Annotated in this window: 25 protein-coding genes; 4 read left to right on the top strand and 21 right to left on the bottom strand. The window is 50.7% G+C overall.

Translation table 11 applies throughout. The features are described from left to right. The first annotated feature begins 34 nt into the window (after window positions 1-34). Complete coding sequence (gene amyA / locus F8561_RS21270; protein ID WP_020883341.1) at window positions 35-1,522, top strand: alpha-amylase; 1,488 nt, start codon at window positions 35-37, stop codon at window positions 1,520-1,522. A 43-nt stretch (window positions 1,523-1,565) separates the two neighbouring features. Here the strand turns inward: amyA and yedD are convergent, their stop codons facing one another. The 3 genes from yedD to F8561_RS21255 form a co-directional block, all read right to left on the bottom strand. Beyond that, window positions 1,566-1,979 carry a lipoprotein YedD gene (yedD, locus tag F8561_RS21265; protein ID WP_025203809.1) on the bottom strand — a complete coding sequence of 138 codons (414 nt, stop codon included), beginning with the start codon at window positions 1,977-1,979 and terminating at the stop codon, window positions 1,566-1,568. A 108-nt stretch (window positions 1,980-2,087) separates the two neighbouring features. Beyond that, a complete protein-coding gene (locus F8561_RS21260) occupies window positions 2,088-2,882 on the bottom strand; it encodes an FkbM family methyltransferase (protein WP_149376753.1) in 795 nt (264 codons plus the stop codon). A gap of 224 nt (window positions 2,883-3,106) precedes the next feature. Further along, on the bottom strand, window positions 3,107-3,496 hold the full coding sequence (locus F8561_RS21255; protein WP_151887916.1) for a S24 family peptidase: 390 nt from the start codon (window positions 3,494-3,496) through the stop codon (window positions 3,107-3,109). Between the two features lie 113 nt (window positions 3,497-3,609). On the opposite strand from F8561_RS21255, the gene F8561_RS21250 reads away from it, so the two are divergent. From F8561_RS21250 to F8561_RS21240, 3 genes are read left to right on the top strand one after another with little or no spacing between them, the layout of a single operon-like run. Next, on the top strand, window positions 3,610-3,972 hold the full coding sequence (locus F8561_RS21250; RefSeq protein WP_151887915.1) for a GtrA family protein: 363 nt from the start codon (window positions 3,610-3,612) through the stop codon (window positions 3,970-3,972). Further along, window positions 3,969-4,886: a glycosyltransferase family 2 protein gene (locus F8561_RS21245; RefSeq protein WP_151887914.1), complete on the top strand. Its 918-nt coding sequence runs from the start codon at window positions 3,969-3,971 to the stop codon at window positions 4,884-4,886. Before F8561_RS21250 ends, F8561_RS21245 begins: the two co-directional genes overlap by 4 nt. Then, window positions 4,886-6,328, top strand: a complete 1,443-nt coding sequence (locus tag F8561_RS21240) for a glucosyltransferase domain-containing protein (protein ID WP_151887913.1) — start codon at window positions 4,886-4,888, stop codon at window positions 6,326-6,328. Before F8561_RS21245 ends, F8561_RS21240 begins: the two co-directional genes overlap by 1 nt. Window positions 6,329-6,353: 25 nt before the next feature. Here the strand turns inward: F8561_RS21240 and F8561_RS24485 are convergent, their stop codons facing one another. The 18 genes from F8561_RS24485 to F8561_RS21150 all read right to left on the bottom strand — a co-directional run bounded on the left by F8561_RS24485 (window position 6,354) and on the right by F8561_RS21150 (window position 22,388). Then, the gene (locus tag F8561_RS24485; protein WP_226778096.1) at window positions 6,354-8,270 is read right to left on the bottom strand and encodes a hypothetical protein; all 1,917 of its coding nucleotides are present in this window, start codon (window positions 8,268-8,270) and stop codon (window positions 6,354-6,356) included. 57 nt (window positions 8,271-8,327) lie between these two features. Continuing rightward, window positions 8,328-10,811, bottom strand: coding sequence for a MoaD/ThiS family protein (locus F8561_RS21230; RefSeq protein ID WP_151887912.1), 2,484 nt, complete (start codon window positions 10,809-10,811; stop codon window positions 8,328-8,330). Beyond that, entirely contained in the window at window positions 10,753-11,190 is a 438-nt protein-coding gene (locus tag F8561_RS21225) for an NlpC/P60 family protein (protein ID WP_151887911.1), read from the bottom strand. Before F8561_RS21225 ends, F8561_RS21230 begins: the two co-directional genes overlap by 59 nt. Continuing rightward, entirely contained in the window at window positions 11,183-11,653 is a 471-nt protein-coding gene (locus F8561_RS21220) for a hypothetical protein (RefSeq protein ID WP_151887910.1), read from the bottom strand. The genes F8561_RS21225 and F8561_RS21220 overlap by 8 nt, the downstream gene beginning before the upstream one ends. Continuing rightward, a complete protein-coding gene (locus tag F8561_RS21215; RefSeq protein ID WP_151887909.1) occupies window positions 11,653-12,147 on the bottom strand; it encodes a hypothetical protein in 495 nt (164 codons plus the stop codon). The genes F8561_RS21220 and F8561_RS21215 overlap by 1 nt, the downstream gene beginning before the upstream one ends. A gap of 2 nt (window positions 12,148-12,149) precedes the next feature. Next, complete coding sequence (locus F8561_RS21210) at window positions 12,150-15,638, bottom strand: tape measure protein (RefSeq protein ID WP_151887908.1); 3,489 nt, start codon at window positions 15,636-15,638, stop codon at window positions 12,150-12,152. A 58-nt stretch (window positions 15,639-15,696) separates the two neighbouring features. After that, the gene (locus F8561_RS21205) at window positions 15,697-16,380 is read right to left on the bottom strand and encodes a DUF6246 family protein (RefSeq protein ID WP_063963676.1); all 684 of its coding nucleotides are present in this window, start codon (window positions 16,378-16,380) and stop codon (window positions 15,697-15,699) included. A 58-nt stretch (window positions 16,381-16,438) separates the two neighbouring features. Further along, window positions 16,439-17,182: a phage tail tube protein gene (locus F8561_RS21200; protein ID WP_063963675.1), complete on the bottom strand. Its 744-nt coding sequence runs from the start codon at window positions 17,180-17,182 to the stop codon at window positions 16,439-16,441. 63 nt (window positions 17,183-17,245) lie between these two features. Further along, window positions 17,246-17,629, bottom strand: coding sequence for a hypothetical protein (locus F8561_RS21195; RefSeq protein ID WP_063963674.1), 384 nt, complete (start codon window positions 17,627-17,629; stop codon window positions 17,246-17,248). Then, window positions 17,626-17,994, bottom strand: a complete 369-nt coding sequence (locus tag F8561_RS21190; protein ID WP_151887907.1) for an HK97 gp10 family phage protein — start codon at window positions 17,992-17,994, stop codon at window positions 17,626-17,628. Before F8561_RS21190 ends, F8561_RS21195 begins: the two co-directional genes overlap by 4 nt. Window positions 17,995-17,996: 2 nt before the next feature. Further along, window positions 17,997-18,347: a hypothetical protein gene (locus tag F8561_RS21185; protein WP_151887906.1), complete on the bottom strand. Its 351-nt coding sequence runs from the start codon at window positions 18,345-18,347 to the stop codon at window positions 17,997-17,999. After that, window positions 18,347-18,520, bottom strand: coding sequence for a 50S ribosomal protein L13 (locus F8561_RS21180; RefSeq protein WP_151887905.1), 174 nt, complete (start codon window positions 18,518-18,520; stop codon window positions 18,347-18,349). Before F8561_RS21180 ends, F8561_RS21185 begins: the two co-directional genes overlap by 1 nt. Then, window positions 18,517-18,795: a hypothetical protein gene (locus F8561_RS21175; RefSeq protein ID WP_063159656.1), complete on the bottom strand. Its 279-nt coding sequence runs from the start codon at window positions 18,793-18,795 to the stop codon at window positions 18,517-18,519. The genes F8561_RS21180 and F8561_RS21175 overlap by 4 nt, the downstream gene beginning before the upstream one ends. 1 nt (window position 18,796) lies before the next feature. Continuing rightward, window positions 18,797-19,201 (bottom strand): hypothetical protein, encoded by a 405-nt coding sequence (locus F8561_RS21170; protein ID WP_063159655.1) that lies wholly within the window; start codon window positions 19,199-19,201, stop codon window positions 18,797-18,799. 62 nt (window positions 19,202-19,263) lie between these two features. Further along, on the bottom strand, window positions 19,264-19,557 hold the full coding sequence (locus F8561_RS21165) for a hypothetical protein (RefSeq protein WP_151887904.1): 294 nt from the start codon (window positions 19,555-19,557) through the stop codon (window positions 19,264-19,266). A gap of 9 nt (window positions 19,558-19,566) precedes the next feature. Beyond that, a complete protein-coding gene (locus tag F8561_RS21160) occupies window positions 19,567-20,643 on the bottom strand; it encodes a major capsid protein (RefSeq protein WP_151887903.1) in 1,077 nt (358 codons plus the stop codon). A 17-nt stretch (window positions 20,644-20,660) separates the two neighbouring features. Then, window positions 20,661-21,110: a hypothetical protein gene (locus F8561_RS21155; protein WP_151887902.1), complete on the bottom strand. Its 450-nt coding sequence runs from the start codon at window positions 21,108-21,110 to the stop codon at window positions 20,661-20,663. Between the two features lie 12 nt (window positions 21,111-21,122). Continuing rightward, on the bottom strand, window positions 21,123-22,388 hold the full coding sequence (locus F8561_RS21150; protein ID WP_151887901.1) for a hypothetical protein: 1,266 nt from the start codon (window positions 22,386-22,388) through the stop codon (window positions 21,123-21,125). Window positions 22,389-22,390: the final 2 nt, after the last annotated feature.

Below are 22,390 nucleotides of genomic sequence, written 5' to 3'. Positions count from 1 at the left end.
AGAAGTCTGCCAAACGGCTTCTGGAGCACGGACGATGAAAAACCCCACCCTGTTACAATGTTTTCACTGGTATTACCCTGCGGGCGGTGAATTGTGGCGAGAGGTCACGGCGTTAGCCCCCAATCTTAACGAAATCGGCATCAATATGATCTGGTTGCCGCCAGCCTGTAAAGGCGCATCCGGCGGGTACTCGGTCGGATACGACACTTACGATCTTTTCGACCTCGGTGAGTTTGACCAGAAAGGCAGCGTCGCCACCAAGTACGGTGACAAAGCTCAGCTGCTGGAGGCTATCGACGCACTCAAAAGTAATGAGATCGCCGTCCTCCTTGACGTGGTGGTTAACCACAAAATGGGCGCTGACGAGAAAGAACCCGTCCGCGTTCAGCGCGTCAACGAACAGGATCGCACGCAGATCGACGATGAGATCATTGAGTGTGAAGCCTGGACACGCTACACCTTCCCTGCCCGTGCCGGGCAATATTCGCAGTTTATCTGGGATTACAAATGCTTCAGCGGCGTCGACCATATTGAAAACCCCGATGAAGACGGCATTTTTAAAATCGTCAACGACTACACCGGTGAAGGCTGGAACGACCAGGTTGATGATGAGATGGGTAATTTTGATTACCTGATGGGCGAAAACATTGATTTTCGCAACCATGCCGTCACCGAGGAAATCAAGTACTGGGCCCGCTGGGTCATGGAACAAACTGGCTGTGACGGTTTTCGTCTGGACGCCGTCAAACACATTCCCGCCTGGTTTTATAAGGAGTGGATTGAGCACGTTCAGGAAGTCGCAACGCAACCGTTGTTTATCGTGGCGGAATACTGGTCCCACGAAGTGGATAAACTGCAGGCCTATATTGACCAGGTCGATGGCAAGACGATGCTGTTCGATGCCCCCCTGCAGATGAAATTCCACGAAGCATCGCGCCAGGGTCGGGAATACGACATGAGCCAAATCTTTACCGGCACCCTGGTCGAAGCCGATCCGTTCCATGCAGTAACTCTGGTTGCCAACCATGACACTCAGCCTTTGCAGGCACTGGAAGCGCCGGTTGAAGCGTGGTTTAAACCGCTGGCCTATGCCCTGATCCTGCTGCGTGAAAACGGAGTGCCCAGCGTCTTTTATCCGGATTTATTCGGTGCCAGCTATGACGATACGGGCGGTGACGGCGAAACCTACCATATTGATATGCCGGTCATCGAGCAGCTTCACGAGCTGATCCTCGCCCGCCAGCGTTTTGCCCACGGCGTGCAGACGCTGTTCTTCGATCACCCAAACTGTATCGCCTTCAGCCGCAGCGGCACCGAAGACGATCCTGGCTGTGTGGTGGTGATGTCGAATGGCGATGACGGCGAGAAAGTGATTTGTCTGGGTGAAAACTACGGCAACAAAACGTGGCGTGATTTTCTCGGCAATCGCGAAGAAACGGTCACCACCGCGGCGGATGGCGAAGGCACCTTTACCTGCAAAGGTGGAAGCGTCAGCGTGTGGGTGATTGAGGATGCGTTGTAGAAACAGCGCCGGGTGGTGGCTTCGCCTTACCCGGCAAAAAAAGTTAAGGAAGGTTACTCTTGAGCGAATTCTTGCTCAGGTAGTCCGCACACTCCACCGTTGGGCGGTCAACCTTTTGCAGCTCCATACCGTCATACTCAAGCGTTGTGCCGTCGCGATCTAGCGGATAGATATCCAGCTTGCGCGTGACGTTGTAATAGCTGTCTGAACGCAGCATGATCTTACCAGGCACGGCAATCACACGCTGCCACTGGCGGCAGTCCAGCGTATCGCCCTCCTCCGTCACCACCAGCGTGGCAATCGCTTCAGGACTGACCAGGCTGCTCTGCGGCCCTTTTGACTGCCAGTATCCTGCCAGATCTGCCGGGACAGGATGTTTGATCACATCTTGATAGTTATCCACCTGGACACACCCGGCAAGGATTATCAGAGCGCCTGTTAATGCTAACTTTTTCATGAAAAATCCAGGTTAATGAAAAAATTCATTTTGGCATTAAAACGCGCGCAACTCTAGCGAGAACTCTTTATGGCATCCGAATTCACTATTGCAGATAACTCATAACCCCTATGCCACACGTACGACGCGAGTTAGCTGCTCATTTTGATCACGGATGAAATCAACTTTCGCTTCGTTTTTAGGATGATGAGCCAGATAATCATCAAACTGAACGTGTTCTACTGTGTACCCCAGCTCAAGAATAAAAGTCAGCAGTGCCTCACGCTGTTCATTAAACCATGGTAAGTCCCATGCTTCGAAAGAGAAGGGTGGAAAATTATTATGCTCGAGGAATCCGACGGCACCTTTTAAAACATCCAGTTCCAGACCTTCAACATCAATCTTCAAAAATCGAGTTTTCTGTTCAAACAAAAGATCATCGAGTTTGATTAGTTGTACTACATCTTTTTCATCGCTCATCGCTGCCTCTACTCCCGTGTTTGAACGATATTGTTCAATCATGGAAAAACCACCGACGTTATACATTTTGTGGTAGTCAGGCACTGGCAATTCAAGTATCCCATTTGCCGCTCCAACCCCTTTGTTCAGGGCTGTTACATTGTTGAGGCGATTGAGGAAAATATTTCCGCAGAGCTGATAATACACAACCTTTTGTGGTTCAAAGGAATAAACATGACCATTTTGCTGATTCAGCATGAGCGCTGTAGGTACGGTATACGCCCCCAAATTTGCACCGAGATCGAATACTATAGGCTTATCGAACTCTCTGGTGAATTCACCTGTAATAGCAAAAAGCCAGTTTTCCCAGTTGTCTTGGGTAAAGAGGTGATTGGAAATGACATCATTGCCAAAGGTCAGAAAGCTACCTTGTGATGAGTTAACGACGTGAACTCTTGGTAACATAAGTAATCCTGTAAACTTTCTTTATATAAGAAACTACGCTTGAAATCTCTGTAAGCCATTTCAATACTTAAACCTGCATCCCCATCACATGAGCATACATTTTTCATAAACGACAAAGATCGTCCAAGAGCGCACTAAATAACAGATGGTTAGAGTCGTCGAAAACATTAGTCGTCTAAGTTCACCTTAGAGCGAGTGCTGTTTCATGCCCCACATATGCCCCATCACATCACCGGGCAGTCGTCGAACTCGCCCGAACGCGCATCGTTGATACTGTAGGTGATCACCCCAAACACCGGCCGCGATGTATCCGACACTTCGTCCTTCGATGGTAGCGGCTCCCTCCTTCCATTTTCAGGGTTTTCCAGATAAGGCTGAGGATGCGTCCTGTAGCGCATTATCCTGAACTCGCCATCAAGTGTGCACACCAGAAGAGAACCGTCTTTCGGCGTCAACGACGAGTCGACAATAAGCATAGCGCCCTTCATGATCCCGGCGCGCAGATATGTCGCGCCAGCAATCATCATGTACGTGGCTGCCGGATGCGCGATAAGGCGCTTGTCGAGCGATATGCGTTCTTCAACGTAGTCTGCTGCTGGCGATGGGAAACCCATGATGCACCTCCGATTTTAACTGTATGCATATACAGTATCGTTAATTTTGAGGGTCGATCAAGTGATCATCTGGTGCTAAACTTCAGACCTTTCCGAATTGACTGATTTATATAATGTTAAAGCTATTCGCCAGGTACACATCAATCGGTGTTATCAACACGCTCATTCACTGGGTTGTGTTCGCTATTTCTATTTACGTTTTCCACACAGGGCAAGCTCTGGCGAACTTCGCCGGATTTGTAGTGGCGGTGTCATTTAGCTTCTTTGCAAATGCCAGATTCACCTTCAAGTCTTCTACAACGACCATGCGCTACATGCTCTATGTCGGGTTTATGGGCTCGCTGAGCGCGGCAGTTGGTTGGGCTGCAGATAAGTCCGGTATGGCTCCGATCGTGACTCTAATTCTTTTCTCCGCCATCAGTCTGGTGTGCGGTTTCATCTATTCAAAGTTCATTGTCTTTAGGGATGCGAAATGAAAATTTCTCTGGTCGTTCCGGTATTTAATGAAGAGGAAGCAATTCCGATCTTCTATAAAACAGTGCGCGAATTTGAAGGTCTTCAGCAACATGAAGTGGAAATAGTCTTCATCAACGACGGCAGCAAAGACGCTACAGAATCCATCATTAACGCGATTGCTATCGCTGATCCGCTCGTGGTTCCACTGTCATTCACTCGCAACTTCGGGAAAGAGCCTGCGCTGTTTGCCGGACTGGACCACGCTACCGGTGAAGCAATCATTCCGATTGACGTAGACCTGCAGGACCCAATTGAGGTCATTCCGCACCTGATAGAGAAATGGCAGGACGGTGCAGACATGGTGCTAGCCAAGCGTTCAGATCGCTCTACCGATGGTAGGCTGAAACGAAAAACCGCTGAATGGTTCTACAAGCTGCACAACAAAATCAGCAATCCGCAGATCGAAGAGAACGTTGGCGACTTCCGTCTGATGTCTCGCCAGGTGGTGGAAAACATTAAGCTCATGCCAGAGCGTAACTTGTTTATGAAGGGCGTCCTGAGCTGGGTTGGCGGCCGTACAGATGTCGTTGAATATGCCCGCGCAGAACGCGTTGCAGGCAGCACAAAATTCAACGGATGGAAACTATGGAACCTGGCGCTTGAGGGGATAACTAGCTTTTCAACCTTCCCTCTGCGCATGTGGACTTACATAGGCTTACTGGTTGCTGGAGTGGCTTTCATTTATGGAGCGTGGATGATTATAGACACTCTCGCCTTTGGTAATGCTGTGCGAGGTTACCCATCCCTCCTCGTCTCCATTCTTTTCCTTGGCGGCATACAACTGATCGGGATTGGAGTGCTGGGTGAATATATAGGCAGGATTTATGTTGAGGTTAAAAATAGGCCTCGATATGTGCTGAAGGTGAAAAAATAATGGTTGATTTAAAAAAGGATTTAACATTAAAGCAGTTTTTACTGACATTATCATTAATGGCATTTTTGTTCGCAATGCCTATAATATTGTCTGGAAGTTATTATGTAGACGATATTATAAGAGCCAACACTGGAATGTTAGGATGGTGGAGTCTTGGAAGGCCAATTTCAGATGTAGCTGTATCTTTAGTATCATTCAGCATTAATACATCATCAGATGTATACCCAGTAACAATTTTACTCGCATGCCTGACTAACATCTTAACATCATATATTTTATGTAAAATCTTTAAATTGAAATACAATTTATCATCAGCGCTCATTTGCTCTTTGCCTGTGATAAACCCCTTATATATCCAGAACATGATGTACAGATATGATTGCTTGCCTATGTCGTTGGCTATCATGCTATCTGTTTATTCTTATTACATCAATACAAATAAAAATATTACATCTAGCATTACTTCAATAATAATGTTGATTGTTTCTTTTATGTTATATCAGCCAGCGACACCTGCCTTTGTGGTGTTGGCTATATTCTCATATGCATACAGTGAGCAATCTAAAGAAAATAACAACATCATTGCAAAATCAGCGCTACATTTTGCAACTGCTATCATATTATATAGCATTTACACAAAGTTTTCCGTAACTACAAGTAGAAGCAAATTGGTTTTCGAAAGAAAAGACTGGTTTGATTTTATGATTGGTAACTCAATGAAGTTGTTTGATATATATGTAAAGGCATACACTACAGTATTTATTTTAGTAATGTCCGCATTGTGTATTTATTGCGTAGCAAAATACACATTTGCTATTTTTAAAAATAAACACATTAATGCGCCTCATAAATTGATCGGTGTGATAATGGCGCCTTACCCTGCATATGCGTTAATAGCAGCATCAATTCTAATTATTATAATCGCCGAGTGGCCAGCAGGACCAAGGGTAGCAATACCATTTGGATTCTTTGTCTTTGGGGTCGTGCTTTTGACTTATAAATATACGACATATAAATCAATGCTTATCATCATTCCTGCTTACCTTATTCTTTATTCCATTATATCATCTGCGGCAGTATCAAATGCATACAGCTCGCAGATAAAAATGGATTACAATACCGCACTAATGTTAGCTAATGATCTAGAAAACTCTAACTCAAGCATTGGAAAGATATTTGTATCAGGCCGCACAAAGCCAACTGATTTAGCCATAAACAATGAAAGGTCATTCCCTATAATAAAATCAATTAATTTCCCTGCTAATCATTGGATTATGTCTTTAATCCTTAAAGAATATGGCTTCAGAAATGTAGAAATTAATGGAAAAATTAAAGATAAAGAGAGCATGGCACAATCTGCATGCGCAAAAAATATATTAGTTAATAAGTATAGGTATGAAATCTGTCGGGCAAATGGGGATACTTTTATTATTTTAAAATAAATAAAGCGGGCTTTAGCCCGCTCTATCATGAGTGAAGCCTAATATCAGCGCTAACTATTGATGCCCCAAGTGGAACCAGCGCACCACTTCCATTATAGAATCTAAGAATCAGATTTTTACCGGATATTTCAGGGAGAATCACCAAACCTGCAACACTAGCAGGAGTGACTGTGCATTTTCGCACGGCATCAGCTGTAACATGTGGCTTGAATGAAACTGTTAATTCACCAGTGCCAGTTGCAGATACAGTGTTTATCAATGATTCTGTATCCGTAGTTGTGACCGTTCCGTTAGCACTAACAATTCGAGCAAACCTTTCCCAGTTAACTGTAAGATCAGTGACATTATCAAGGCCAACGAATGGCGCACGGGCGGTGTCGATGTTAAACACTTTAATATTACTATTGCTCCCCATAAAGCGTATTAAGGCTGCGCCTGAAGCATTCCCAGCCGAAACAAAGTCCTTGATTCCATCGAATGTTACATTGAAAGCGCCCGGCTGTACCAGGATGGGGTTTGCACTGCCGTGACTTTTAATACGGGTATTAGTGAAATAACTGTCACGGCACGTAACAGCTAGTGCATGAAGACGCACGGACGCAGGGGTTACACCTGACTTTACCTCCCCCTCAAATGTATAATTGTCTACACGCAGACCAACTACAGTGTTAGGCTGCCCATCAACTCCACCTGAGATGCCATATACAGCATTATCGTCATACTGAATTATTTTCATATGACCGTTACGAATCTGTAGGTCCTGGATAACACCATTATCGGCATTAAGCCCAAAGCCACCATTAGGGCCGTTAACGTTGAATCCATCAATCATGCAGCGATTACTGCGACGAATAACCGCCGCAGGCATGTTTCGATTGTCGATATTTACGTACAACGCAATGAGGTTCTTTACAATAATGTCTTCGCAAAAATTGCCCGCCGGGTCTACCGACACGTATAAAGCATGACGTCCGAGGTCGCCGTCTGCTGTGCTGGCTCTGAAATTGATGCCGTCAATTAATGCCCTCTTGCAACCACCGAGCAACACGCCGTAACCCCCCGCGGCCACGTTGTCGTGATAACGCATGTTACGGGCATAAACATCTCTTACAACAAAATCAGAACAACGCAGAAGCTCCATAGAGCCACTGAACTGTTTCGCGTCAAGTCCTAGAATTTTAAAGTTTTCGCTGTCTTCTAACTGTATACCATAGGCCACATTGCCAGTGGATGGCCCATTAACAATATTGCCGATGATGCGTAAGTTTCGGATAGTGAATCCTTTCTTGAATTCTGAATGTACAGCCCTCGCAACTGCGGTCATAGTTAAACTGCCACCTACACTGTCCACAACCTGATAATCGTTAGGGAGAATCGGGACTGTTCGCGAAAGCCAGGTGTTAATTTGTACATCAGGCCCATTAGCCAGCACGGCAGATGGATCATTTGCATACCCATCTGGTCTGCGGTCGATAGCATTAAGATCTGAGGATAATAACCCGCGATGACTGGTGCCTATTTGTGTTGCTCCATTTACTGAAGCAAGGAGTGCTCTGAGTGTGGAATCACCAACACTTATCCATGCCCCCACCCCAAAGCCACCAGTTGTTCCCGGTGTTGAGCCGTTAGGAACAAACTTTCCTGACGGCAGGAATGAGCCATCCCATCGATAGTATTCGCCGTCGGTTGTGTCTTTCAGGATTTGATTAGGCGACGTTAACGTTGCACCATCCTGGAAGGTACCTACAGGGATCCATCCATACTGCGCAATAGCTTGCTGAGCCAGCCAGCGCAGGCCTTCGATGGTGTAATGCTCATTCCCGAACCGGTCAACATAAGTGTTTACCAGCGAGGTAACGAACTCGTCAATTTTCCCGGCGTTAAACTTCAGGTCGCGATAAGATTCGCTTGGAACAGGCAGATTAGTAGGTTGCGTAGCCATATTGTTTCCATAAAAAAACCCGGCGCGGTGGCCGGGTTGTGATGGTCGGGATAGGTCTTATTGGTAAATCAGATCGCTATACTCAGCGAGGGTTAATGCGGTACTTCCCTTGCCGTCTGGCTGCTTAGCGGTGATGGTCCACTGCCCTGCATCCAGTTCCTGAGACGTGGCAATGACGTATCTGGAAGGCGACTGGACGTCAACGCCGTCAAACAGGTTCAGGTCAATATCTGGAATGGCAGCAGTAAAGCCAAAAGCGGTGTCAGCGCGCGGAGATGCCGAGTATCGTGCAGTAGTGCCGCCGGATGAATCCGTGACCTGCACAAACATGGATCCGGAGAAGTTGATGCGCTCACTCGTTTCGAAGTCATTGCCGACTCGTGAAACGATATAGCCAGCCTGCTGGTTGGTATCGTATGTATCAGGCACCTGAACCATGTCTCCAATATTCACCCACTCGCCATCTGCCATTGCTGTAATAGCCATGGTCATACGGGAGAAGATGAGCCTCTTGCACTCGCGCAGCGCCCGCTCGTCCGCCTGGAATCTGTTTCTGACGTAGAGCATTTCGAACTTCTTCGCTTTGGCCGGCGATCCTTCAATGATGGAACTCCCTGATATCCGGTACCGGACAAAGTCCTGCTTATTGGTGTCCGGGTTACGGAACTGCACTTCAACGCCGTCATAACCGCCTGGAAGCGTCATATCGTAAGAAAGCGAGTAACCATCTGGCTTTGTGTTTGAGCGGTTGAATATCGTAGCTGCAGAGGTTTTCCTGCTGTCTCGGGTGAATGACAGCACACCGTTATCGTCATAGACGGAAACGCTGGCAGCGTCACAGATGGTCTCCATGCGCGATCCGAGCGACACATCCTCATCGTCAAAGGTGTAATCGAAATACCCCAGGCGCGGGTCGATTGCGTCGATTTCCGCCTGTATCTGGTACAGGCCGTAAATGTCGATACTCGACTCCGGCTGCTGTCCGACAACGAGCCAGTTAAACAGGGCGATATCTGCAAATTTCCGTGACGACCTGAGCGTGTAATCTACCTGCTGCGTCGTCATGTTATAGCTGATGACGTGGCGGGTGATCAGCGCGTTATATTTCCTGTCGCGCCCGCTCGTGGCATTTTCAGTGGCCCGGACCTTTACCATTACCAGCGAATCTTCAGCGTGAACGACGTTTGTCCTCACGTTAACCGCATGGATTTCTTCAATCTGAAGCTTACTGGCATCACTGCTGTTATCAGTCCTCTGGAAGGTGATTGCATAGCGCCCATATCCACCGGCAGGAATTAGCTTATCAGTCCTGTTAAACGTCTCAGACATGTAGTCATGAGGCGTTGTCTGGCGGTAAGTAAACACCTGTTCTGTTCCGGGGATCTGGTTGTTGCTGTCGTCGACTTTCCAGATTGTCACCTTCCAGTTTGTTTCGCTGTTACCGCCGAGACCGGACTGCGTGTGAAGCCATAACTGGCTTGATGCAATCGGCGAGAAAAACGGCCCCACTATCAGCGCGGCGTTATCATTCAGGATGAACTTTGTCGTATTGATGGTTGCATCCTGAATGGGAATGGCGGGGCCATTCAGACGGTCAAATGTGAAGGTGTAGTAATAAGTCGGGTTAACCACTGCGCCGTCGTTTGTTTCCTGAAACTGTATCAGCCTGCCCGAAAGAGTTACGTCTTCCGTTCTGGTACCGCCAGTGATTGGATACGTCACATTAATGGTGAATGTCACCGGGTGCGGGAAAGTCAGATCGGCAAAGTAATCGAAGGATGTCTGTTTCACGATTTTCATCGCTATCTGGCCCCCGGCATAGACACCGCTGATAACAGTGTTTGCAGTGGCCGTTTCGACCGGGAAATCGCCGCTCTCGTTTAACCCTGGCACTTCCTGCCCGTCAACGTCATCAAACTGGTAGCCTTCATTCACTACCGGGATAACGTCACCTGGCTGGTAAATGGTGTAGCTCGCCCCGGCCATAGAGCCGAGATTCGACTCAGAAAAGCGCACAGACGTAACGTCGTATTTCCCCAGCCCGAACACCATCAGTTCAGTAATGTATTTCAGGTTGCTGATATATTCGAACAGCGATTCCTGAGCCAGATCCGGGAACGAACGTACCTGACCGAAGTTATCAGGCTTGGCTTCGCCATTACGCGCAATGTTGGTCTGGCCTTTCAGGCTGTTGTTTGGCGACGTTTTGCTGTTCCCGCCGGCAGCGCCCGCATTTGCTTTCGGCATCAGCCCGGAAAGTACTTTCTGAGTAAATTTTATCGGGTTGAGGTGCTCAAGCGGGTTCAGGATGGTACCAATCAGACCGCCGCTTTTAGGCTGGTCAAAAATGACTACCCGATCATTTTCCTGAAGAACAAAGCCCAGTTCTTCTTCAGGCTGCAGTTCTTTGCCGTTAACGTTGATGCGGATATCTCGGTGGAAGCTTTCCTGAACAAGCCAGTCATAAAACACCGTCCCTGCTTCAACTTCCGCCCGGTCCTTCGGCATCCCCGGAACGCGCTGAATCTCGATTACCGGCATAAGTGTAAAACTCCACTCTGGTGAATAGCTTCTGAATTGTCCGTATCGCATCGAACCTGACATGCCCATTATCCCCGCGACTGTGTAGCGCGCGGCCGCCGATAATCAGTCCAACGTGCACAGGCTGGCTGCCAACCCAGGCCACGAAGATCCCTTCATCACAAAATGTTTCGCTTCGCTGCCAGAACACGACATCAGCGTCATAGCAGGTCATGAAGTCGCGCCCGGATTCGTAGTCCGCGGTCTGGTGTACCTCGATGCCGAGGACATGTCGGTAATACATCACCACCAGACCCCAGCAGTCTGCTGCGTCGAAACTGCACGCCCGGTTACTCCATGGCACGCCCTCAATTCGAGAGATAAACTCGTCTCTATGCATTCTGAAGCCCCGGGTATTCTTCGACGGTATACAGACGGCCAACGTTACGGTTAAGCGGATTTATGCGCGTGAGGCTACATGTGACGTCCTTGTCATCCATCGAGCAGTCATTGACATAGAGCGTCCAGGACTTGATAGCTGTACTCATGTCAGCAGCGTCGAACTGCTGATAGGTGGCAGAGATAGGCGTGATGCGTGAATGCGCCTTCCAGAGTTTCAGCTTCTGTTTAAAGTCCTGCGCCAGGCGGCTAAATTTAACCGTGCTGTTGAGTACCGGCGTATTGCTTTGCTGGCTCTCCGTAAGCTCCATCCGGCATGGAGTGAACACCTGGCCGCCGAGCGTTTTGGGGAATATCTGGTTGTTCACCAGACGCACATATCCAAACGTCTCGTTGTAGAAGGTGATCGTCTCGTAAAGTATCCGGTTCGGTCTCTGGCTCTGAAATTCTCTCAGTGTGGGCATTACGGAACCCTCGGCAGGCTTTCCGGATCACGTCCATCCGGATAACCGGTGACGATAATATCGAGCCATGAACCCCACGGCGGAGGAAGCTCGACAATAATGTCGTCAAACTCATCATCTGAGTTAACCAGTTCTCGCGCGACAACATCACCGCTCCAGGTAAAAATGGAGCCGGACTGCGACCATGTCGGCCAGGAAAGGAAATGTAGTTCCTGAACTTCAAGGCCTGTGTCGCCAGTACCGGTACCGAGGCGCATCGTGAACCACTGATTGCAGTTATCGAGGTAGTTCGGACTACGCAACCACTGCATGAAGGTCCGATGCTGATCCCGGGTGAATATCCACGTAAGAGAGAAAGTGGTTTTCAGGTCATCGGTGAGTTTCTGAAATATTGGCGCGCCGACCGCCGGCTGGTCCGTCCGAAAACCGGTATCGGTCGACGGCGTTTTTCCTTTTTGCGCCAGTGGCAACCAGTCAGGATATGGAATTGGCATATTTAGCTCCTTGCCTTACGTGGTGCCTGGTGATTTCGCTGTATGGCCTGACTGGCAGGGCCACCGTTATCGAGGTCATAGACGAATGCATCCACCGTCCAACCTCCATTTCCGTCTGGCGTTGCCTGCGCATCTACGTTTGACGACGTGTAGTTGTTGATATTGACTACCACTCCACCAGACCCCCCTGAAGTAATTTCCTTATTGCTGAGCATGGTGCCATTATCGCCAGACACCATGTATTGACTGCCATTATTAGCGCGGAAGATTTCTGGCTTATCGCCCTCGCCTACTTGATACATTCCTCCAGCTTGGATGGAACCACCGTTTTTACGCTTACCTGCGATACCACCAGCCATCGCCATGGCGGCAATTACTGCACCGATACCAATCGCTGCGGCGCCACCGAACGATCCAATGGAGGCGACGATTGCAGCGGGCGTCCAGGCTGCGGTTGTGGCCGCCGCAGAGGAAACGCTCGCCGCGGTAGTCGTTGCTGTGCCGGCGACAGCTGCCGAGGTCGTGGCCGTGGTGGCAGCGATTTGGGCAGTACTGCCAGTGATCGCTGATTTAACCCACTCTACACCCATCTGCACAAAGCCATTGATGAGGCTATTCAGCGCGTTGCTTGCGAGAGACTGCATTGCCTCCTGAGCTGACATGCTTCCGGTTAGGATCCCCGTGAAAGCGTTGGAAGCGTTGCCAGCTAAAGAGTCAAATCCGGCTGCCAATAACTCATTCGCAGAATTTTGGTTTTTCCATATTTCCCATTGCGCTGCTATCCGTTGATGTTCGTATTGAGTATTAGCTGCATTAGCAAGCTCTATCCCACGCTGTGTTAGCTTTCCTTTATCAGACTCGAATTGCTGAATCATGGCTAATTCGGTTGCATGCTGATTGGCAAGTTGCTGAACTGGGTCAATTCCTCCTTGCGCATCCTGTACGGGCGTGACATTTGCAATTTTCTGCGCCCTTATCTTCGCCAGATTAACCTGATGTTGCTGCTCAAGTTGTTCTGACGTAGCGTTGTACTGCTCTTGGCTGATTTTTTTCGCCGCCAGTGCAGTATTCAGATCCTCAACATCCTGCTTGTAAGTGGCGTTCTCACGTGACTCAGGAAGAAGCTTCTGAGCTGCAGCCTCTGCCTTGATAGCGTTGGCCGTATCCCATTTTTTTGCCGCATACTGTCCGGCCAGTGCGATCTGCTCTTTCGTAGCTCCTTTACCAAGGGACTGCTGCGCATTCAGGATGGCCTGCTCACGGCTCAGCTTATTCGTTGAGTCAGCGGCAAGCTCCGATTGCTGCTTCAGGTTTGCCAGTTTCTGAGCAACAGATTCAGCGGAAGACGCTGATTTTTTCCCCTGCTGCTCACTCTCTTGTTGAGCTTTTTTCCTGGCTTCTTCTGACTTCTCTAAATCATAATTTTCAGCAGCCAGCCTGCCAGCTGCAGAGATTTGATTCTGATTGTCAGTGACCTTGGCAGCCTGCATCCTGGCTTTGGCTATCGCCCGCTCTCTCTCGTCCTGAATTTTAAGTAATTCATTCTGCTCTTCCAGAGTAGCGATAACTTTATCGCCCTCCTTGGTCGCGGGAGATATCTGCAGCGCTTTGGGGTCGAAGCTTTTTCCGGCCTGATTGGCTCGGTTTATTTCATCAGCCGTCTCCCCAAAGGCTTTCGCTACCGCACCCTGAACCTGCTCAAGAGACCAGGATTTTTCGATGAGTTGATCATGAACTCCCATCGCCGTGAGCATGTTGTTCGTGAGCGTGCGAGTCGCCTCTGACGCGGTTTCTTCTGTTCTGGATAATTTATCTTTAGCGGCCTCAAGGTCTCGCGTCTTGCGAGCCAGCTCATCAGACACTTCCGCCTGTTGGCGAGCGAAGTCTGTACCTTGCCCCATAGATTCAGCAACCTTCTGGGCAGCCGGGGTAAAGTTCTGGTATCTGTCTCTCAGCGAGTCAACTTCACTTTGCAGATCCGCAACAGCCTCTTTCTGAGCTCGAATAGAATTATTGGCATCTGCAATAGCCCCACGCAGCTGCGTGTTCGACATTGCATTCATGGCGGCGTTGAGCTTATCCAGACCATCGGCGAAGGCGATAGCCTCCTCTTTTGCCTGCTGAGCTTTCTGCCAGAAATAGAAGATCGCGCCGGCAGCAAGCATAGCCGCCCCCGCTGGACCACCTATAAGAGCAAGCGCACCACGAGCCATTCCGATACCAATGGACGCTGCACGAGCAGCTGTCGCTGCACGGGCCGACGCAGCAGCCTGGGCAGTTTCAGCCTCGGCAAGAGCTATAGATGCGGTAGTAGCCCTGGTTTTTGCGGCTACAAGGGCATCCATTGCCAGCATCTCTGCAGCGCTACCTTTTGCCACGTTATATTCAGCCTGGGCCAGCGCGAGAGAAGAAAGAGCAGCCTCTTTATCAGCAAGAGCCTTACGCTGAACAGAATTAGCGGCTACCAGAGCAGCCTGTGCCGTCTGATTGTCTGCGACAACCTGCTGACGGGATGCTGCGATATCAGCGATTTTCGCTGAGGTAGCCATGGTCAACGCACCGACATATCGCGCGCCCATAACGCCAGCAACAATGGTCAGAGTAGCGCTGAGAACGTCCAGGTTTTCACTGAGTGAAATAACTGAATCACTGAATATTTTGACACCAGTTTTTACAGTGGCATTCTCGCCAAAGAACTTCGTGATGTTGTTGTTGGCAATTTCAAGAGACTGGCTGATCGTGGCAGTAGTTTTAGCGAACTCCTGTCCAATTTTATCGCCCTGAGAGAGCAAGCCATTCACGATCACATCAGTGGTTAACTTGCCCTCTGCAGCCATGTTTCTGAGCGCCCCAATGCTGACATTCATAGAGTCAGCAAGAGCAATCATGAGCCGGTTACCCTGCTCGTTCACAGAGTTAAATTCATCACCTCTTAAAGCTCCGGACGCCAGCCCCTGAGCAAGCTGAATGATTGCGTTACTTGCCTCCTCGGCTGTTGCCCCTGAGACCACGAAACCCTGGTTAATAATGGTTGTCAGCCTGGTAATGTCCTCAACACTGACACCATAACTCCGTGTTGATCGCTCGAGACGTGCATAGAGAGTGGCCGTGGCATCGAGACCTGAACGAGTCTTTTGAGAGATATCAAAAACACGCTCGGTGACATCAGCCAAGGTCTCAAAAGGAGGTACGGAATCCCTGACGGCGTTTGCCAGTTTATTACTCAGGTCCTGCCATGCCTGGGCGTATGCGCCGACCTGCTGTACAGAAAGAGCGGCAATGAGCGCTTTCGCGACGCCAGTTAAGCTGGACATAGCGCCTTCAATCGAAGACAGGGATCGCTCAGTGCGGTTTAACCCAGCCTCAAGACGACCCATGCTACCGTTAAGACCATTCAACGCGGCATCAATATCCCGGCGTCCCTGAAGGATCCCGGCGGTGTCCATGTCAACTTCATAAACAATCGTTCCAGCGCTGACAGTACCAGCCATAATCTAATCTCCGGGCAATAAAAAACCCCGCCTGAGCGAGGTTACTGTAATGAACAGCTCATGCCGCCTGCTGAGCCATCGACACTCTTCTTGCTTTTTTGGCTAAATAATCCTCTGATATTGAGTCATATTCTTCCCTGGTAAACCCTTTTTGGTCAGGGTATTTGGCGGCAATTAAATATTGAAACTCCGTCATGGTAAGCTGTTCCGCCTCATTGCGGCTCATGCTGAAATGATTTCTGGCTGCGCTGATATACTCAAATGCATTAAATTCTGTCGTGGTACCGGTATTCTCATGGCGCTGGAGTTTTCTTACCCTGGCTTTTCCGATAATGCCGTGTGTTATGAGTGATTGGGCGATCACAATCATATCAAACTCGTCCATTGCTCCACGCCGCAGCTTGAATGACTTTCCTTTGGTTTTGGCTATACATAGCTCACCGATCAGTGGTGTTACATCTGTGTCGCAACAGGATGAAAGCACCGTCATTGCAGCCATTATTGCCTTTCTTCCATAACTGGTAGTTCTTATGTGCTGAACAAGCCATTCAGGAACGGCGCCATAAGCATCGATAGCCGACATGAGAAGAACTGATATCTCATCATGATGAAGGTCATAAAAAGCGCGCACGATATCTTCTGGCTCGCCTATTCGAGTTATGTTGATAAACGATGGTCGGAAAAAATATTCCTTATCACCAGCGGCGATCAGGAATTCGCCAATTTCTTTTAATGGGATCATGGTAAATTCCGTTTAGCGGTCATTATCAAGGGCAGCACGCCGCCCTTTGGAATGTCCGTTAGGAAACGGTAACCGTATGCACGGCCACAAAATTGCCGTCTACAGTGTTGATGATGATCTGCGCGCTGCCGGTGGCTACGCGCGTCACGGTAACGGTGTTGCCGGAGGCGGTGGCCGTTGCTTTAGTCGCATCGGTAGAAGCCACAGTGAAGTCTTTGTTGGTTGCGCCAGTTGGTGCGATATTCACTGTGAAAGTGCTGGTACCGCCTGCCGTGCCGGTGCTGGTTGTCGGGGTTACCGTTACGCCGGTAACCTCAACAGCAGTCACTTCATTAACTTCGATGGTGCTCGCATCACCGACTTTGAACTCAGTTGAGAACGTGACGATATCGTTGGTTCCACCATCAGAGCTCAGCGCAGTGATGTTCATGTAGCCGATAAATTCAACCGGTCCGTAGTCCATGCGCACCCAGATACCAGGCTGGCGCTTGGCCTTCAGCTCATCGGCGAAATACTTGATGAACTTGCCGACACCGTACTGATCCAGCTTATCCTTCTTGCGCACTTCTCCCTCAAAGCTCAGGGTAAAGTCACTGTTGGTGATGATGGTCTCGACATAGCCGCCGCCGTCATCCGCATCAGAGGTAACCGAGTTCGGGTTGAAGTCGAAGCCCTTCGACGTACCAGCGGCAAGCGCCATCCACTCTGCTTCGAGTGGTTTGACGTCCGGGCAGCCATCGGCGACTTCCAGCACGACCGCACCGCCGAACAGGCGCTCGTTCGAGTTCTGGCAATTAGCCATGTGAAACTCCTCTTTGACGTATAAAAGAAAACCCGCCTGAGCGGGTTATTTGGTTGGGAATGGCTAGTCGCCAAACGTGCATTCAAATTGCAATCGGAAGACTATTCGCCCTTCTTCTGTGAGCACCGGCGCGGGAATTGCGCCCATGTTCTGGATGTATCCGACACACTCGTCAGCCATGGGGTTGGCCTGGACGTAATCTACGATGCGCTGCACGGCATTGAGTGCGTCTTTGCGCTTATCTTTTGCGCCCACGACATCGACCAGAACATGATACTCAGAGCCAAGATCGGTGCGGATGTTCGAACCACCATTTGGCCTGAACACCATGATCGCTTTCGACAGGTCGCCAGGGTCGTCGTACATCAGCTGCTGCACCGTGAATCCGGCAGTTAGCCCGGCATCGCCGAACATGTTGCGCACCCGCTCATGCATCATGGGTGTCATAACGAAAGCTCCTTACGCACAACATCATCGATTGCAGAGCGCTCCTCTTCAAATCCAAGTGTGAGGAATTCTTTTTTAGCCGTTGAACGACGGAATCTCTGCGGGTTAGCCGGATCATGAACATAAACGGCATAGTTGGTTGAATAACCCACCCTGCCGGTGATTACCGCCCCATCAGTTACGATTTCGCGAAATTGGCTGTTTATAAGTGCTGAGGTATCGATAGGCGTGTAGAGGGCCGCTCTTGCCGCCCCAAGAATCATCGCCGACTGGAGTGCGCGAATGACTTTTCTACCCTGAATATCATTCAGAATTCGGTCAATATTGCGCTCAACACGTGCAGCGCCACGCACTTTGATACCCATTGCTACACTCCCGTCAGTATGGCGTAATCATCCGCCAGGCGCTCGAACGTGTCGGCGTAACGGATAACCTGCCGCACCTCGTCGGCACCGGCGACAACCGGGTCCGCTTCGGTCGATACGCCAATCAGCAGGTAATCACCCGCGGCCGCCAGAGAGAACTCCGTCCAGATGGTGTTTTTCACGACGATTTCAGCGCCCAGGCTGGCTAACTTCTTGCTGAGCCCGCCCTCGTAATCACAGAGGATTTGCTCAGGCTCGGCATAGCCCATCGGATCGCCGTATTCGTCATTACCTTCCAATTTTCGCCAGATGGTCGCCGTGGCGGTGTAACTCCAGTTTGCTACCGATGACATCAGCCCTCCTTCCAGCGCAGCACCTTCGCGCCAGTCGCCCGGATGCGATCACAGTTGATATGCCACTCGCCGTCCGATTTTACGTAGCCGGTAGTCTCCCGCCCGGTGTCGGTCATCACCCAGACGCGGGTGAATGCGCGCGGCAGGCCGTGCTTAACTGATTTGTATGTCATGACAATACACCTACCACTGTGAAGCCGGTAAGTTGCCCATCATCGTCATACACGGCTGCTGCGTAACCAGTTCCTGGTTTGGCCATGGCATTAACGAACCCGACCATCCCCATCGTGATGACGCCATCTCGTGACTGCGAGCAGACAAAGGGAATGTCGCTTCCGAGAAATGCGTCGTTACATACCACCCGGTGGTTGACCAAGTCTGCCGCCGCCGCAGGGTCTATCGCGAATAACTGGTTCAGCAGCTCAGCAATTTGTCTTGCTTCCAACATGTTATTTACTCCCATTACACATGCAGCCGCCTTTACCGATCCAGATACCAGCGAATGCCGGGGCGGCGGTTGGGTCGGCAGGAATCAGCGAGGTGGCGCAGCCGTATTTGTCCAGCCCCCGCAACAGGTTCACTGATGCTTTCCAGCGATCGGTGAACGACTGGTATCGGAACGAGCGCGATGCACCACTCGGAGCCGTCTGGCTGGAGATGTACTTATCCCCCTGCCCGAGCCCCATAAGCGCGAGCAGATAGAGCTGAATCAGCAGCGCTGTCGATGCCGGATAATGCGCATCGAGACACTCCTGAATGCTGTTGGCCTGGTCGACTAGAGCCTGAAGAACAAAATCGGGAATGGTAATTCCCTGGCTCTCCAGATACTCCTTCGCCTGTTCGAGAGTTACCATTATCGACTCCGTGAAATACCCCGCCGGAGCGGGGCATAAAAAAACCGCTTGAGCGGCGGCTGTTATTCAGCAGGGAAAAGCTTTTCGAGCTCGCCATCCGGCAACAGCTCACTGAGCTTTTCAGCGCCCAGGTTGCCTTTGAACTCGATGCCCAGTTCAGTCAGACGAGCCTGGATAACCTCTTTGCGAGATTTCTCACCGGTACCGGCACCAGGTGTCGACGGGGTAAGTTCTCCGCCTGCCTCACCATTCATGAGACGGACGTTAGGCTTCAGCGCCGGGTGCAGTTCTTTCAACTCCACCACCTGCCCTACCTTCACGCCGAACCACGGGCGCACAACTTCGTATTTAGCCATGCTGTTTCCTTACGCCAGGTTAGCGCCGTAGACAACGCCAGACAGGCCCTGATCGTCTGCGGTGATTTGCAGACCTTCAGCAGACATAATTTGGAAGTTGTAGTTAACGTTAGGCAGTGGACGCGGCAACGGAACAACACCGACAGCCATACCAACCAGTGGAGAGATCACGTCACGACGACGAACGTACGCGATAAACTCGTTACCGGTCAGCGCGAAGCTCATGCGGATTTCTTTCACCGGCGCGAACGGCAGCACAGCCTGCAGTACTGTACCGCTAACGACTCCGTTCACCACGTACGGCTGAGCCAGGTTTGCCCAGATTTCTGGAGAGACCCACATCACATCGTATGCGGCGACTTTGTTAGTGCGCGCGGTGGTGCCGAATGCGCCTTTACCGAAGAACGCAAAGATCGCGGTCATGTCAGCGGTGGTCAGGTCGATATTCGCGCCACCAGCACCGGACCCGAGGTTAATCTTCTTGGTGTTGCGGTGGTTCTTGATGCCCTGAGCCGGGTAGGACTGAACCTGAATTTTTGAGTCGCCGTTCAGGTAGTAGTTAACGCGCTTCTGGTTGAACTTGCGCATCTTCGCCATCTGCGAGTCCAGCACCAGGTCAATGCCCACCGAGTTCATTCCAGCAGCATGACGCCAGTTCACCCCGTAACCGGCAGTGAATACCGGAATCGGATCCCCGTCGCTGGCATATTCAGTGTGGTCGAAGGAGAATGGCGCCTGGCCATCGATGCTTACTAACACGTCGCCAGCGATATCGCCTACCACGTTATACAGCTTGGCGGTTTTACCTACCGGCAGCACCGTCTGAACGCCGATCAGATCGTTCACGATTTCCATGCCAACTTCCTGATCCCGCAGCTGCAGCACCTGGTTGTCAATCTCAGCCCAGAAGTCACGGGAGAAACCGCCAACTGCGTTACAGGCCAGCATGTCAGGCGTCATGATTGCGCGGTTAGCCGCAATGATGGAGTCGTTCTGCAGGTTCCACATGTTGCGGTTTGCCCACAGTTCGCTCCAGTGCCCGCCGAGGCGGGAGTTAGTCGCCAGCGTCTCTTTAGAGAAGTACATATGTGTTTGTCCTTTTGTTACGCGCCAGCTGCGGCGACAGTGCCAACGCGCATGCGCACGCGAATGAAGTCGGTGGTGCTGGCCGCGATGGTGTATTCATCCTGGCTGTAGCCGATCACTGAATCAGTATCGGAAGTGGCAAGAGTGAACTGACCAGCCGTCCCCAGCTTGATCGGGCTGTCCTTCTTGTAAGCACCAGGCAAGCAACGTAACGCCAGCTCACGGCCTTCTTCGACGTAGTTGCCGACAACTGAATCGCCTGCAGGGATTGCTTCGGTGATTGTCAGGCCCTGGTGGTAGCCGACATCAATGATGTACAGGCGGCCGGTCAGCGCAGTAGCCTGGGCGAATTTATCGGATGAGTTGATAGTTGCCGCAGTACCAGGAAGAAGTGCGGCGGCCGTGGTGCGAGTTTCGGTCTTGTACAGAGACTGACCGTCAATATTAACACGACGATAACGTGGCATTATTCCGGCTCCTTACTTGAAGTGTTCATCTGCGGCAGGTGCGCCGGTTTCTTTGTGCTGTTGTGCATTGTTATTGCCCAACGGAGCAGCTTCGCCCAGGGACTTAAACATAGCGTCCAGAGGCTCGCCAGACAGCGCGTTAGCCACGATATCGCCATGGACCTTCGCAACTGCTTCACGCTTTGCCTTCTCTTCAGCGCGGGAGTTGGCGGTCAGGGTTTCAGCGAGTTGTTTCTGATTGGCCTGCAGCGCATCAACCTTTTCCGCGAGAGGCTTAATAGCCGCTTCCGTGTTGGTCGCAACAGCCTGGCCGATCATGCTGCCGATTTGGTCCAGTTCTTCTTTTGTTAAAGGCATGTCGCCCTCCGTTTTGTGGTTTGGTGCAGGCTGTTCCTGCGGTGTGAATAGAGATTTGAATTTGTTGGCGACAACTGCCACCCAAGATTCCTGGCGCGCTACTATGGTGCCGGTATCGTCGATCGTTATCTTTCCACCATCAGCTGAATAACCATAAACCTGCGCATCGCCGCCATTTCGCACGACCACCACCTGCGAGTCAGTGAAGTCAGCAACCCAGGCATATTCATCAGTTCCCGGCGCAAACTTCGCCTTGGCTGCGCGATCGAGACGCTGCTCGCGCTCCCGGTAGGATTCACCAACCAGCGCGCCGGAGTTCGCCTTAAGCGGCTGCGCCAGATCGGCGTTAACCATCAGGCCAACGCCCTGCTCAGGAGTTGCGGCCCCAACTTCGTGCAGCAGGATCGCGTCGTGGTCCATGCCGTGGATATCAGCTACCCACTCAGCACCTGTGGCGCGCTGCTGTTCGTTGGGTTCAAGTTGGTCGAGGAATGCGGCCACACTGGTATGAATCGGTGGAACGTCTTCACCACGCTCAATAGCAGCGACACGCTCAAGCAGTTCTTTGCCGCCTTCCGACTCGCCAGCGCGGGCCACATCAACCCACTTTTCGAGGTAGATGCGATTACCGGACTTCTTAACGTTGCGGTTCCACGCGCCGATATGGCCTGCATTGATGCCCTCCGGAGAGAAAGCAGACACAAACTGGCCGTTAACCTGTGGATGACCCAGCGGCGCCAGGGTGCCTTCGAGCCCCTTATAGTGGGCGTCAATTTGTTCTTGCGTGTAGAGCCCGCCATTCATGACGACATTCGCCGGGAGTGTGTAACTCGGCAACACCAGATGCTCACGCCCGTTGTATGTTTCTCGTCGAATAGACTGGCTGTTCACTTTCGTGGTGATGTTGACCTGCATAGGCATAG

The sequence above is a fragment of the Enterobacter sp. 198 genome (assembly GCF_009025585.1).
GTDB lineage: Bacteria > Pseudomonadota > Gammaproteobacteria > Enterobacterales > Enterobacteriaceae > Enterobacter > Enterobacter ludwigii.
Note: the sequence above shows the minus strand (reverse complement) of the source record. Positions and strands in the feature narration are given on the sequence as shown.